Origin of the sequence: Pseudomonas sp. DG56-2, from assembly GCF_004803755.1 — a bacterium.
Lineage (GTDB): Bacteria > Pseudomonadota > Gammaproteobacteria > Pseudomonadales > Pseudomonadaceae > Aquipseudomonas > Aquipseudomonas auratipiscis.
The window spans coordinates 2,861,866-2,875,009 of the sequence record NZ_CP032311.1; the positions used below are offsets into that span (position 1 = coordinate 2,861,866).

A 13,144-nucleotide genomic window follows, 5' to 3' on the forward strand; every position below is an offset into this window, starting at 1 on the left:
CAAATCAGGTAACAACATCGTGTTTCCTCGTAGATAGTGACCGGCATTCTATCCTTGTCTCTGGCTTACGCGTTTCAAAATAACAAGCGCCTAACCAGAGGACTCGGTCGCGGTGTTCGCCCGTTGGCGACGCATTATCTGCACAAGTACATCGTTGTCCACCGGGCGACTGAGTAGAAAGCCCTGAACTTCATGGCATTGATCATCGTTGAGCAAGGCCAGTTGTTCGGCCGTCTCCACGCCTTCGGCAGTCACCGTCATGCCCATGGCGTTGCCAAGGTTAATGATCGCCTGGACCACGCTGCGATCACTAGCGCTCTTGCCCAATGACTGAACGAAGCGCTTGTCGATCTTGATGCTGTCGAAGGGGTAAGTCCGCAGGTAACCCAGGGAAGAATAGCCGGTACCAAAATCATCCATATTCAGCCTGACACCCAGCTCTTTCAGCGAGTTCATGGTCTGCAAGGCACCTTCGACATCATTGAGCATGACATTCTCAGTAATTTCCAACTCCAGGCGGTGGGCCGGAAGGCCGGTGTGCCGCAAGGCTTCGGCGACATCATGAACCACGTCGCTGCGACTGAACTGGGCTGGCGACATGTTCACCGAGACCATGATCTCCAGCGGCCAGGCCTTGGCCTTGGTGCAGGCTTCGCGTATGACCCAGTTGCCCAGCAGGACAATCAGTTCCGACTCCTCGGCCAAGGCGATGAAGCGATCAGGGGGCAACAGGCCCAGGCGCGGGTGTCGCCAGCGCACCAGCGCTTCCACCGAGGCAACGGTTACGCCATCGACCTTGAAGCGCGGCTGATAGTGCAGCACAAGCTCATCGCGGCCAATGCCCTCCAGCAACTCGTGCTCAAGCGTGCGCTTTTCCACCAGGGCGGCGTTCATCTGCGTGGAGAAGTAGCGCCAGGTGTGCTTGCCTGCACGCTTGGCGCTGTACAAGGCCAGGTCGGCGTAGCGAATCAAGTCACTCGGCGTACCCGGATACTCAGCCGAGAGCACCACGCCCAGGCTGACGCCGACCTGAACCGACTGGCCCTCCGCTAAAATTGGGTTTTGCAGGGTTTCCACCACGCGGGCGCAAAACCGATCCATCTCTTCGTGCTGGCCTGGTCGGGTCAAGACGATGATGAACTCGTCGCCTCCCAAGCGCGCTACCAGATCGCTGTCTCGAGTAACCTGGCCGAGGCGTCTTGCCACCTCAACCAGTACGGCGTCACCGGCCGAATGGCCAAGGCTGTCGTTGATTGGCTTGAAGTTGTCCAGGTCGAGCATGATCACCGCCAAGGCGTGCGGCAAGGCTCCCTGCTCGCCCAGTTCGAGAAAACGAAAAAGTTTGTTGCGGTTTGGCAAACCGGTAAGCGCGTCATGCAACGAAAGGTGTTGGATCTGCGCATGGGCCGCCACTTCATCGGTGATATCGCTGCAAGTGCCGCGAAAACCGGTACACCGGGCGTGATCAACAATCGCCCGTGCCGCAATTCGGCAGATACGCTGCTGGCCGAGTTGATCATGGTACTGGCAGCGCAGGCTGCCCGACGCCTGGCTCGCGGCCAAGCCGTGCAGCCAGTTTTCGATATGGGCGGTGTCGCAGTCGAGCAACTGCGTAATGGGTCGCTGCAACCAGGCATCAATTGGGTGCCCGGTAAGCTCGGCGAAGCGCGCCGAGAGGTAGGTCAGATGCAACTGCGCATCGGTCTCCCAAATCCAGTCGGAGGACGCCTCGGCCACGGCGCGAAAACGCTCTTCGCTGGTTTCCAGTGCGTCTTTGGACACGGCCAGTTGCCGGTGGCTTCGGTCCATGCCGGCGCTCGCGCGTATGCCATAGCGGGCCAGTACCGCGACCAGAAAGCCTATCAGCACCACGGCCAGCGCCAGCGCTGGAACCACAGTGGCAATCAGCTCGCGTCCCGGTTGGGCAATGGTCCATGAAAGTTCATCGCCGCTGCCTTCCAGCGGCAGTGCGCCTTTTGCCTGGCTTGCGCTGCCAGCGGCGCCAACGCCCAGGCCGTCCAGACCGGCACTGCGCCCCAGGGGCTCGAGCACACTCGCTTCGAGCACCCGCACAAACACCAGCACCGCACTGGGCGCAGGTAGATGGTGAGGTAGTGATGGAGGCTGGATGACTGCGGCGGTGAACATCGCCGGTTGGTCGCGAAACTGCATGTAGCCGGCGGTTGCTTGCTGGTTTGCCGCAACTTGTCGAGCCTGGCTGAGGATCTTGCCTGCATCATCGCTGTAGTGTTCGAAGCCCTGACTGCTTAACTGGCCATCCACCATGGCATAGCCGGTGCGCTGATCATCCAGAACGAAAACACCCGCATAGCCGTCGGTGGTGTAGAGCGTCGGTCCGACATTGTCAGCCTCGTAGGCCCAGCGCGCATCCGCCTCGCGGCCAAGATGATCATAGGCTGACTGCCAGATGGCATGAGTGAGCAAATAGCTACGCTCGCTCTTCTGTAACTGGGCCATCGCCGATTCAGCATGAAATCGACTTTGCGCTACCTCGCGCTGATCGAGCGAATCGGCGATGCGATAAAACGACACCAGCCCAAGTGTCAGGATCACCATCAACAAGCCGCAAAACGCCAATATCAGGTGTCGAACGACTTGGTTGCGTGTTGACAGGCCATTGCCGGGAAGAGCATCCATTTATTCACCGTAAGCCAGGGTTCCTGAAAATTGACTGCCAAGAAACACGGCACAGTCGCAAGAACCGATGGCCGGCCCCGGCAGTTCCGCTCGTATTCAGCGTCGGGCTTTATCCTCGACTTCGGCGAGATTGCGCTCTATCTCGCGGGTTTCTTCTTCCTTCTCCTTGATCGATGTCGGTGTGATCACTTTGTCCACCGCCTCGGTGTCCGGATCGGGATGCTCAAGCACCGGTCGGCGAACCTGCCCACCTTGCTGAGCTTCTTCTGAAGAAAGTGGCCGAGGCACCTTGTCGTCGTGCTTGGGATCGTTGGGGGTCATGGTGTGCTCCTGTCGCAACGGTGTGTTTTCAGAAGAACCCGCTGGGCCGGGAAAGTTTGATCGGATTACGTGTGCGCTCGCCGAGATTGTTCATCCTTCCGTCCAACTGGGTTGAACCCTGGCCTCAATCGCCCCCTCTATCGCAAAACAACAGCATGGAGATACGGCCGTGATCGATCCAGCCACCGGTATGAAGCCCGGCCAGCGCTACACCATCGAGAGCCGCGAGCGCGCACCTCAGTTCCCCGGTTTTTTTCTCGACGCAAAGTACTACCTCGGCCCAGAACTGCTGACCGCCATAGGTTGGATGGAAGGCCAAGGGTTTCTTTACGACGACATCGATCCTCAAGGGCAGCCGGTGTATCCCGACCGTATCGCCGGCACGATCGAGGACCTCAACTTGACCCTGGCAGACGGCACTCAACTGAAGCTTGAGCAAGTGCACCAGGAAGCTCGGCTCGACACACTGGAGGCGGGTAACCAAACTACCTATGAGTCACCTCGCCCGCTGTCCGTGCGCAAAAGCTCGGTGCCGAAGGCCTGCCTGGTAGGCGGTGCGCTACTGATCGCGGGGCTTTTATATACGCTGGATCGTAAATCTCGTGGCAAGCGCTTGCGCTAGAGGAATGAGCCGGTGGTACTGCGCTGACATGGGGGCGACCTGTACAGCACCGTTAGTAGCGGTACGGAGTAGCGAACTAAAGCACTGGAGTACATTTGTACTCCAATGCTGTTTGCACCCATCACGCACACTTTCCAGCGCGGGAAACTACCACTGATGCGTATAGCTCGCCGTCAACACCGTCCCCGGTGCAGGCAAGTGACTGGTGTTATTGCTGCTGCGCATCAGTTGGCTGTAGAGCGGGTAGTAATCTCGATTGAACAGGTTCTGCAAACCGACGCTGACCTGATCGTCTGCGCTCAGTTGGTACTGGCTGATCACGTCCACGGTGGTGTAGCTGTCGACCTGGCGGCGGCCGAAGCTGGCGACGCCGTTCAAACGGTAGTCTTCACTGTCGAAGTAGGTGGCCTGTACCCGGTTGCTCCAGTCTTCGTTCGGTTTGAACTGCAGGTAGGCAGTCAGCTTGAGCGGCGGGATGCGGTAGCCGGTCATGTCCTGCCAGTCACCACCGTCCGGCTGCTCCCTGCCCTTCATCCAGGTGAAGGTGCCGCCTGCACCCCAGCGCTCATCAATGGTCAGCCAGTCGGCGCTACCTTCCACGCCGTAGATGCGCTCTTTGGTACGGGTGAGGATCAGGCCGTTGTTGAAGCTTTGTACGTCTCCAAGCTTGGAGGTGGTGTAGAACACCGCCAGCGACGCCAGCGTCTGTTCGCCGACGGCGCCACGCCAGCCCAGTTCGTAATTGTTGGTTTTGACAGGCTCCAGGTTCGAGGCGTCGATGTCGAACCCGCGCCGAGCGTTACGCAACTGCACCCCAATGTCGGGCAATTGGAAGCCTTGGCTGAACGCTGCATAGACTTCCTGCCCGGCCACCGGTGAGTAGGTCACGCTGAAGTTGGACAACACCGAGTCGTAATGAACCTCCCCGCCCTGAACCGTGGCCGGTTGGGCTGCTGTGGACTCCGACAGTGGAATGAAATCATCGTACTCGGCAGTGGCGTATTCGTAACGTACACCACCTTCCATCGACCATTGATCGTTGAACTTGTGCTGCAGTTGGGCAAAACCACCGAGACTGCGGGTGGTCAGGTCGGGCATGTAGGTCAGCTTGCCAATCTTGTCGAACACTCGGCCACCGCTGGCGTCGTACGCCTGTGGATCGAAGATGTCGATGGGCATGTCGCTGCGTTCCTGGTTGAAGTCAGCGCCCCACAACAACTCGGTATCGCCCTGCTCACCCAGCGGTGTGCGCAAGGTCACGCGGCTGCCGAACACCTCGCTGTTTTGCATCACCTGATCGACATTGCGCCCACGGGTGGCCACGGCCCGGGCGTCGAAAGGTGTGAAGCGGGTGAAGTAGTCGCGGTAGTACAGCTGGGCATTGAGCGAGCCGCCGAGAATATCGGTGTGGCCGTATTCAAGGTTCAACAAAGTGTTCTTGATCTGGTTCTGCTCGTCCAGCGACAAGCCGGACAACGGCCGCGCCGGGACCGTGCCCGCAGGCAAGCGGGCCACGGATGGATCGGAGGTATAGTCGGTGTTCTGGTCAGCGTTGTAGTGGCTGGCCGACAGCTGAATGCGCTGCACATCATCGATGCGCAAACCCAATTTGCCACCGATGTTGTAGGTGTTGGAATCGAACAGATCACCCTGGCTCGGCTCCGGTGCAATGCGGTGCCCCTTGGCGTCATAGGACGCGCCAATGTGCCGGGCGCCGAAGTCCAGGGCATAATCGACCTGGCCCTGGGAGCCTGACAGGTGATGCTGCAACTGACCGCCAAGGCCGTCACTGTCCAGCTGGCTCAGGGGCGATACAGCACTGAGCGTCGTCTGTGCACGCGGCTCTCCTCCGGCTGGGCGGGTAGTGATGGAAATAATCCCGCCGGTGGCCCCCGCACCGTAGATAGCGCTGCTGCCACGGATCACTTCGATGCGCTCGATCAGGGCCGGGTCGATGTTTGCCAGGTTGCGTGAGGAGTCGCGGTTGGTATTGAGCGGTACGCCGTCGACCAGCACCAGCATCGTCCGTCCGCGCAGAGTTTGACCGTAATCGGTGATGGTCCGGCTGGAGTCGGACATGCCGGGAATACTTTTGGCCAGCAAGGTCGCCAGGCCATCGGAGCCTTGGCGAAGTTGCTCAAGCTGCTCGCGCTCGATGACATTGACTTGTCGGGCTTGAGGCACCAGGTCGCTGTTGAGCCGCGACGAGCTGATTTCGAGGCTCGCCAGCTCCACCGCGGCGGCTTCGGCAGTGGAAGACTGGGGTGCCTGTGCAGGCGTGCCCGGCAACACCAGATAGGTGTGTTCGTCACGCTCCTGCGCGGTCAACCCGCTCTTGCCCAGCAGACGATCAAGCGCCTCCTGCAAGGTGTAGCGGCCTTGCAGTGCAGGCGCTTGCTTGCCAGCGGTGATGTCGCTGGCGAACAGAATCTGTGCCGACGACTGCCGGGCCACGGCATTCAGGGATTTCTCCAGCGATGCGGCTGGAATATCAAAATCGACCGGTGCCGACTGCGCCAACGACCATTGGCTGAGCAGCAAGCTGCTGGCCAGCAAAGACAGGCGCACAGGCGCACGCAGGAGGGGCTGACTCACGTTGTTATTCTCCACGGATTAAGTTTGCATGGAGATAGCCGCCAGCAGCGCCACGCAACCCTACCCCGGTCGACGATTATTTTTTTGTGTCGCGGGATTTGATCAGCACCGCTCCATCGGCTGCGTTGGAAACAGTCACCGGCAAGATGCCCGGCAACAGTGCCAGCAAGCGCTCGACATGATCGCTATCAAACACACCGGAAACCGGTAATCGCGCCAGGTGCTGGTTCATGAGCACGATGGGCTGAGGGTGATAGCGCTGGAGCGTGGCAATGACGTCGGCCAGCGGTGTGCTTTCAAACACCAGGCGGCTGTCTTTCCAGGCGCTGACATCATCGACGTTGACCTGCAGCACCTGTCCGGCAATACCGTTGCGAACGCGCAATTGCTGGCCCGGCTCGAGCCGCGCCACGGCATCGTTGGCGGTGCCGCGAACGGCTACCTTGCCTTCGAGCACAGTGACCTGCACATCCTGTTCGTTTCGATTGACGTTGAACCGGGTACCCACCACACGCACCATTGCCGACCCCGCATCGATCAGAAACGGGCGGTACACCCTCGGCGAAACCTCAAACAGCGCCTGGCCTTTCTCCAACACCACCTGACGACTGCGCAGGTGCCAACTGACCGTCATTTGACTGTCGCTGTCGAGCAAGACTGTACTGCCATCGGCCAACTGCAGGGGTTGACGCTGGCCGACCAGGCTGACGACATGTTGGCTCTGGTACGCAGGATCGAGCCAAACCAACCCGGTAACGATTGCCAACAACACCAGGCCCGCCACTTTTGCAGTGGCGCGCTTGTTCTTCGGCGGAGTGGGTGCAGGCAGCGGAAAACGCGCCTTGAGGGCATCCCGATAACGGGCGATAGCCTCGTCTTCCTGGCTGAAATCCTTGGCATTGCGCGGAGTACGGCTCATGACAATACCTCGGCACCCAGATGTTCGCGGCAAGCGCTCATGCCCTGGCGCAGGTGCTTTTCTACGGTTTTCAGGGAAATGCCCATGCGCTTGGCAACTTCAGCCTGCGGCAGTTCGTACACTTTGTGCATGACGAAGACCATCTGGCAACGCGGCGGTAGCGCGGCAATTGCCGCAGTCAACAACTCCAACGCCCTGGCGCTTTCAACATGGCGCTGCTGGCTCGGTGCAGTGCTGGCCACTTCCGGCAGCTCTGGAACCGCCACCACCCAGGCTTCGCGCCGACGATCACTGCGATAGCGAGTACTGGCCGTGTCATGGGCGATTTTGCGCAGTAATGCCAAGGGCGTGCGCACACCTTGTTTTTCATCCCCTTCGAGCAACTGCACACACACATCGTGGACAACCTCGCGGGCAAAGACCCGTTCGCCAAAACGGCGGCGAACATGCTCCACCAACTCGTCGTAATGCCGAACCAAGGTGGCCAGGAGGGTGAGTTTAGGCGGTTCGGCTTGCACGATGACCTACGCGAATAAATACGGATGCCAGGGAGGTAGGCGCGGCCCGTAGTATAAATGCGAATACTTTACATTTAAAGCAATTCTGCTTTGACGAGTGTTGAAAAGGACTTAGTCGTCGACATTGCCATCACCCCACCGGCAGTGAGACCATTCGTATTTGTAATCAATTCTCATCAAGGACTGTTCCGTGTCCCCCAACCTGCTTCTCGCTGAAGACGATCCGCGCCTGCGCCACGACCTGGAGCAACACTTCCAGGGTCGAGGCTTTACCGTCACCGCGTGCGAGAACGGCACCCTGGCCCTGGACGCGCTGCGCCAAGGTGGTTTTGATTTGCTGTTGTTGGACATCATGATGCCCGGTGTCGATGGCCTCAGCCTGTTGGACGAACTGCGTCGCCATCAGGTTGTACCTGTCATGTTGATGTCGGCGTTGGGTGCCGAGCAGGACCGGATCAGTGGCTTCACTCGCGGTGCCGACGATTATCTGCCCAAACCCTTCAGCCTTGCCGAGCTCGATGCCCGCGTCGATGCATTGTTACGCCGTGTGGCCCTCGACCGCCGCCACGCCGAGGCCCCAAGCGACGATGAGTTGACCCTCGATCAGTACGCCCAGGATGTTGTTCACCAAGGTCGCAGCGCCGGCCTGACCGGCTCCGAATATCGCTTGCTGGCGACCTTGCGTGCCCACCCTGGCGAAGCCCTGAGCAAAGCCTTCCTTTATCAGACAGTGCTCCACCGCGCCTTCACTCGCCTGGATCGTGGCCTCGACGTGCATGTGTGCAACCTGCGGCGCAAGCTCGCGCAAATTGGAGCACAACACTTGCAGATCCAGGCAGTGCGCAACCAGGGCTACATCTTGGTAGAAACGGAAGCGCGCTGATGCGTCGTCATCCTCTGCTGTGGAAATTGGCCCTGCTACAAGTCGGCTTTTGCCTGCTGCTCACCTGGCTGATCTGGACCTGGGGTTTGTCGGTAGAACGCAGCACCTACTTCCTCAGTCCCGATGACCAGCAGTACCTGGCGCGCTACGCGCAGCAAGCCGAAGCCGCCTGGGAAAAAGATGGCGCGAGCGGGGCCGAAGCTTACCGCCAACAACTGCAGCGCGCTGAAGACACCTGGGTGGCGTTGGTGGGACCGCGCCTGGAGAGCCTCGGCACTACGCCCTTGAGCGCCAATGAAGCTGGTCGTCTTACCTTCATGCGCAAGCTCGATTGGCCTATGAGTCGTCGCCTGCAGGATGAGTTACCCTATGTCAGCATCGAGTTTCCCGAACACCCTGAAAACGGTCGCCTGGTCATTCAGTTACCCGAACACATGCTGCCTACCGGCCTGACCCCATGGACGCACATCATTACCCATGGCGTGGCGCCCACCCTGCTCGCCTTGCTCCTGGGCCTGGCGCTGTATCGACAATTGGTAGTGCCGTTGAATCGCCTGCGCGACCGCGCCGACGCCTTGCGCGCCGATGACCTGCAAAGCCCCGGCCTGCCGCTGCAAGAGCGGCGCGACGAGTTGGGCGAACTGGCCCAGGCCTTCGAGCACATGGCCGCACGCCTGCGCCAGAGCCTGGAACAACAGCGCCTGCTGTTGCGTACCTTGTCCCACGAATTGCGCACACCACTGGCGCGCCTACGCATCGCTCACGACAGCAACCTGGCGCCCGAGCAACTGCGCGAGCGCCTGGGGCGCGAAGTAGACGACATGCAGAAGCTCTTGGTCGACACCCTCGACCTCGCCTGGATGGACACTGAGCACCCACAATTACCGACCGAACCGGTGCTTGTACTCTCGGTATGGGAAGCCCTGTGCGAGGACGCCTGTTTCGAAAGCGGCTGGTCGCACGCGCGGCTACCTAGCACCCTCGGGACCGACTGCGAGGTGCTAGCGCATTTGGACAGTTTGGCCCAAGCCATGGAAAACCTTCTGCGCAATGCCATCCGTCACTCGCCCCCTCAAGGCGAAATCAGCCTTGAGGGCTGGCGCGAGGGCGATCACTGGCATCTGCGCCTGCGCGACCATGGGCCTGGCGTGCCGGAGGCACAACTGGAGCATATTTTCAGTCCCTACCAGCGTTTGCCCGGCAGCGGCGCTGGCTTTGGCCTGGGCTTGGCGATTGCTCGACGCGCCATCGAACTGCAAGGCGGTCGCCTATGGGCCAGTAACGCCCAACCGGGTCTGTGCCTGCATATCCTGTTGCCGGCAAGCGCCAAGTGTTTAGAAAGTTAATGCGCTTTACTCTCATTTAAGAGTGCTTATCATCTGCGATCTCTTACTTCCGCTCGATGTTCCGGAGATCGATGATGTCGTCCCGTCCGCTGTCCCTCGCCCCGTTCCTGCTGTTGACCAGTTGTCTGTTAGCCAATGCCGTCCAAGCTGCCATCACCGAGCCAGAGCCCATAGAACTGGAAAGCCAGACCGTGGTGGCGACCGCACTGGAAGAGAACAAGCAGGCCCCCGGCGTCTCGATCATCACGGCTGAAGACATCAAGAAGCGCCCGCCGGCCAATGACCTGTCACAGATCATCCGCACCATGCCCGGGGTCAATCTGACCGGCAACTCGACCAGTGGCCAGCGCGGCAACAACCGCCAGATCGACATCCGCGGCATGGGCCCGGAAAACACCTTGATCCTGGTCGATGGCAAGCCGGTCAGCAGCCGCAGTTCGGTGCGCTATGGATGGCGTGGCGAGCGCGACTCGCGCGGTGACACCAACTGGGTACCCGCCGACCAGGTTGAACGCATTGAAGTGATTCGTGGCCCTGCTGCCGCGCGCTACGGTTCCGGGGCGATGGGGGGTGTGGTCAACATCATCACCAAACAGGCCTCGACCCAGACCCACGGCAACGCCACCGTGTACCAGAATTTTCCCCAGCACGGCGATGAAGGCGCGAGCAAGCGCGTGAGTTTCGGCCTCAATGGCCCCCTGACCGATAACCTCAGCTATCGGGTGTATGGCAACGTGGCCAAGACCGATGCAGATGACTGGGACATCAACCAGGGTCACGAGTCGCTGCGTACCGGCAAACAGGCCGGAACCCTGCCCGCCGGCCGCGAAGGCGTGCGTAACAAAGACCTCAATGGCCAACTCACCTGGCGCCTCAGCCCGGAGCAGAGCTTGGCATTTGAGGCAGGGTTCAGCCGCCAGGGCAACATCTATACCGGCGACACCCAGAACACCAACTCCAATGCCAACGTCAAAAGCATGCTGGGTAAGGAAACCAATCGCATGTACCGCGAGAGCTACGCCCTCACCCATAACGGCGACTGGGATTTCGGCAGCTCCATGGCGTATCTGCAGTATGAAAAAACCCGCAACTCGCGGATCAACGAAGGCCTGGCCGGTGGCACCGAGGGCATCTTCAGCAGCACCGACTTCTACACCTCGACCCTGCGTGACATTACCGCCCACGGCGAACTGAACCTGCCGCTCAACGCCTGGCGCGACCAGACACTGACCCTCGGGGCCGAGTGGAGCCAGCAGAAACTCGATGATCCGAGTGCCAACACCCAGTCCACCAGCGAAGGCGGCGCGGTTGGCGGCCTGACCAGCGCGGGCCGCGACACCACCTCGCAGGCGCAAATCGTCTCGTTGTTCGTCGAAGACAACATCGAGCTGATGCCCGGCACCATGCTCACCCCTGCCCTGCGCTTCGATCATCACAGCATCGTCGGCGACAACTGGAGTCCTTCGCTCAACCTGTCGCACGCCTTGACCAACACCATCACCCTCAAGGCCGGCATCGCACGCGCCTACAAAGCCCCGAACCTGTATCAACTCAACCCCGACTACTTGCTCTACAGTCGTGGCCAGGGCTGCTATGGCCAGAGCACCAGTTGTTACTTGCAAGGCAATGAAAACCTCGATGCCGAAACCAGCGTCAATAAAGAACTGGGCATCGAGTTCAAGAACAACGGTTGGGTGGCCGGGCTCACTTACTTTCGCAACGACTACAAGAACAAGATCGACTCTGGCCAGAGTCCGATCGGCAATGCCTCAGGTGGCAGTGGCAGTTACGCCAACGCGGCGATCTATCAGTGGGAAAACATTCCCAAGGCCCTGGTCGAGGGTCTGGAAGGCAACCTGACCATTCCACTGAGCGAGCATCTGACTTGGAGCAACAACCTGACCTACATGCTGCAGTCGAAGAACAAATCTACCGGCGAGACCCTCTCGGTAACCCCGGACTACACCCTGAACTCGATGCTCGACTGGCAGGCCAACGACGACCTCTCGCTGCAACTGAGCGTGGCCTGGTACGGCAAGCAGACACCGAAAAAATACGACTATCATGGTGATCGCGTCACCGGCAGCGCCAACGATCAGCTCTCGCCCTACGCGCTGGTTGGCATCAGCGGTACGTATGCCATCAGCAAGAACCTCAGCCTGACCACCGGCTTGGACAACCTGCTCGACAAACGCCTGTACCGCGCCGGTAACGCCCAGGGCGTGGCCGGCATCGAAGGTGCGGGGGCCGCCACCTATAACGAACCTGGCCGTACCTTCTACACTAGCCTGACCGCGTCCTTCTGATGGCCGCCGGCCGCTGGGTTCGATCCAGCGGCCGCTTTGCCCGCAAGCAATATCGAGACCGCCTGATGAACAAGACCACCCTGACCGTGGCACTGGCTTTGATTCTTGCAGCGCCCGGCGTCGCCCTGGCCCAGCCGCTGCGGGAGCAGAAGATGGACACCAGCCTCCTGCAGCAGCGGGATCTGGCGTATTTTTTCACCACCCTCACCCTCGACTCTGTCGATGGCAAGCGCCATTACCAGCTATGGGTGGGTCGGCCCGACCGCCCGGCACCTGCTGCCGGTTACCCGGTGCTGTGGATGCTCGATGGCAACGCTGCCATCGGCGCGCTGAACGACGAGCAACTGCACAAGCTCGCCGAAGGCCAGGCCCCGCTGCTGGTTGCCGTTGGCTACCAGACTGACCAGCGTATAGAGCGCAGTTCACGCACCTACGACTACACCCCACGTTTACCTGGCCAGCGCTCGCAGCGTGACCCGCTGACGGGTCAGCCCAGCGGTGGCGTCGAGGAGTTCTTCGACCTGCTCGACACGCGCATGCGCCCGATGGTTGCCAACGTCGCGCCTATCGACAAGCGCCGACAAACCATCTGGGGCCACTCCTACGGAGGGTTGGCCGTGCTCCACGCGCTGTTCACCCGCCCTACCGAGTTCAGCCGATACGCAGCCGCCAGCCCTTCGCTGTGGTGGCATGACGGCGTGATCCTGGGTGAAACCGCGGGCTTGCAGGAGCGCTTGGGCGACAATCATGCGCAACTGCTATTGATGCGCGGCACCGATGAGCCTTCGCAGCCGCGAGGCCCCACAAAAGCCGATGCCGAGCGGCCCGCCCGCGAGCTGAGTGCAGACTTGGCGAACGTGCCAAGGCTGCAGGTGACGTTCAAGCGCTTTGAAGGGTTGGGCCACGGGCCAATGCTGCCAGCTTCGCTGCAATGGGTGATCGAGGGCATGTCGAAAATGTGAGGCCTGTACCAGAG

At 60.4% G+C, this 13,144-nt stretch carries 10 protein-coding genes; 5 read left to right on the top strand and 5 right to left on the bottom strand.

All coding sequences use genetic code 11. The features are described 5' to 3' along the window. Positions 1-90: 90 nt before the first annotated feature. Entirely contained in the window at positions 91-2,658 is a 2,568-nt protein-coding gene (locus tag D3Z90_RS12865) for an EAL domain-containing protein (RefSeq protein WP_136476156.1), read from the bottom strand. Between the two features lie 96 nt (positions 2,659-2,754). Continuing rightward, positions 2,755-2,979 carry a hypothetical protein gene (locus D3Z90_RS12870; RefSeq protein WP_136476157.1) on the bottom strand — a complete coding sequence of 75 codons (225 nt, stop codon included), beginning with the start codon at positions 2,977-2,979 and terminating at the stop codon, positions 2,755-2,757. A 169-nt stretch (positions 2,980-3,148) separates the two neighbouring features. Here D3Z90_RS12870 and D3Z90_RS12875 point away from each other — a divergent pair, with 169 nt between their 5' ends. Next, positions 3,149-3,601: a short chain dehydrogenase gene (locus D3Z90_RS12875; protein WP_136476158.1), complete on the top strand. Its 453-nt coding sequence runs from the start codon at positions 3,149-3,151 to the stop codon at positions 3,599-3,601. Between the two features lie 147 nt (positions 3,602-3,748). On the opposite strand, the gene D3Z90_RS12880 is transcribed toward D3Z90_RS12875, so the two are convergent. The 3 genes from D3Z90_RS12880 to D3Z90_RS12890 form a co-directional block, all read right to left on the bottom strand. Next, on the bottom strand, positions 3,749-6,196 hold the full coding sequence (locus tag D3Z90_RS12880; protein ID WP_136476159.1) for a TonB-dependent receptor: 2,448 nt from the start codon (positions 6,194-6,196) through the stop codon (positions 3,749-3,751). Positions 6,197-6,272: 76 nt separating this feature from the next. Next, positions 6,273-7,115: a FecR family protein gene (locus tag D3Z90_RS12885; RefSeq protein WP_136476160.1), complete on the bottom strand. Its 843-nt coding sequence runs from the start codon at positions 7,113-7,115 to the stop codon at positions 6,273-6,275. Further along, a complete protein-coding gene (locus tag D3Z90_RS12890; RefSeq protein WP_136476161.1) occupies positions 7,112-7,633 on the bottom strand; it encodes an RNA polymerase sigma factor in 522 nt (173 codons plus the stop codon). Before D3Z90_RS12890 ends, D3Z90_RS12885 begins: the two co-directional genes overlap by 4 nt. Positions 7,634-7,823: 190 nt before the next feature. Between D3Z90_RS12890 and D3Z90_RS12895 the strand changes: the two genes are divergently transcribed. From D3Z90_RS12895 to D3Z90_RS12910, 4 genes are all read left to right on the top strand, one after another. Continuing rightward, positions 7,824-8,516 (top strand): response regulator transcription factor, encoded by a 693-nt coding sequence (locus D3Z90_RS12895; protein ID WP_136476162.1) that lies wholly within the window; start codon positions 7,824-7,826, stop codon positions 8,514-8,516. Beyond that, positions 8,516-9,862, top strand: coding sequence for a sensor histidine kinase (locus tag D3Z90_RS12900; protein WP_136476163.1), 1,347 nt, complete (start codon positions 8,516-8,518; stop codon positions 9,860-9,862). Before D3Z90_RS12895 ends, D3Z90_RS12900 begins: the two co-directional genes overlap by 1 nt. A 74-nt stretch (positions 9,863-9,936) precedes the next feature. After that, on the top strand, positions 9,937-12,168 hold the full coding sequence (locus D3Z90_RS12905; protein WP_136478944.1) for a TonB-dependent siderophore receptor: 2,232 nt from the start codon (positions 9,937-9,939) through the stop codon (positions 12,166-12,168). Between the two features lie 65 nt (positions 12,169-12,233). Further along, on the top strand, positions 12,234-13,130 hold the full coding sequence (locus D3Z90_RS12910) for an alpha/beta hydrolase (protein ID WP_136476164.1): 897 nt from the start codon (positions 12,234-12,236) through the stop codon (positions 13,128-13,130). Positions 13,131-13,144 lie beyond the last annotated feature (14 nt).

What these genes read in the sequence shown, in the direction of transcription:
- D3Z90_RS12900 (WP_136476163.1), top strand. Translation starts at nt 8,516, where the DNA reads ATGCGTCGTCATCCTCTGCTGTGGAAATTGGCCCTGCTACAAGTCGGC.
- D3Z90_RS12910 (WP_136476164.1), top strand. Translation starts at nt 12,234, where the DNA reads ATGAACAAGACCACCCTGACCGTGGCACTGGCTTTGATTCTTGCAGCG.
- D3Z90_RS12905 (WP_136478944.1), top strand. Translation starts at nt 9,937, where the DNA reads ATGTCGTCCCGTCCGCTGTCCCTCGCCCCGTTCCTGCTGTTGACCAGT.
- D3Z90_RS12885 (WP_136476160.1), bottom strand. Translation starts at nt 7,115, where the DNA reads ATGAGCCGTACTCCGCGCAATGCCAAGGATTTCAGCCAGGAAGACGAG.
- D3Z90_RS12865 (WP_136476156.1), bottom strand. Translation starts at nt 2,658, where the DNA reads ATGGATGCTCTTCCCGGCAATGGCCTGTCAACACGCAACCAAGTCGTT.
- D3Z90_RS12870 (WP_136476157.1), bottom strand. Translation starts at nt 2,979, where the DNA reads ATGACCCCCAACGATCCCAAGCACGACGACAAGGTGCCTCGGCCACTT.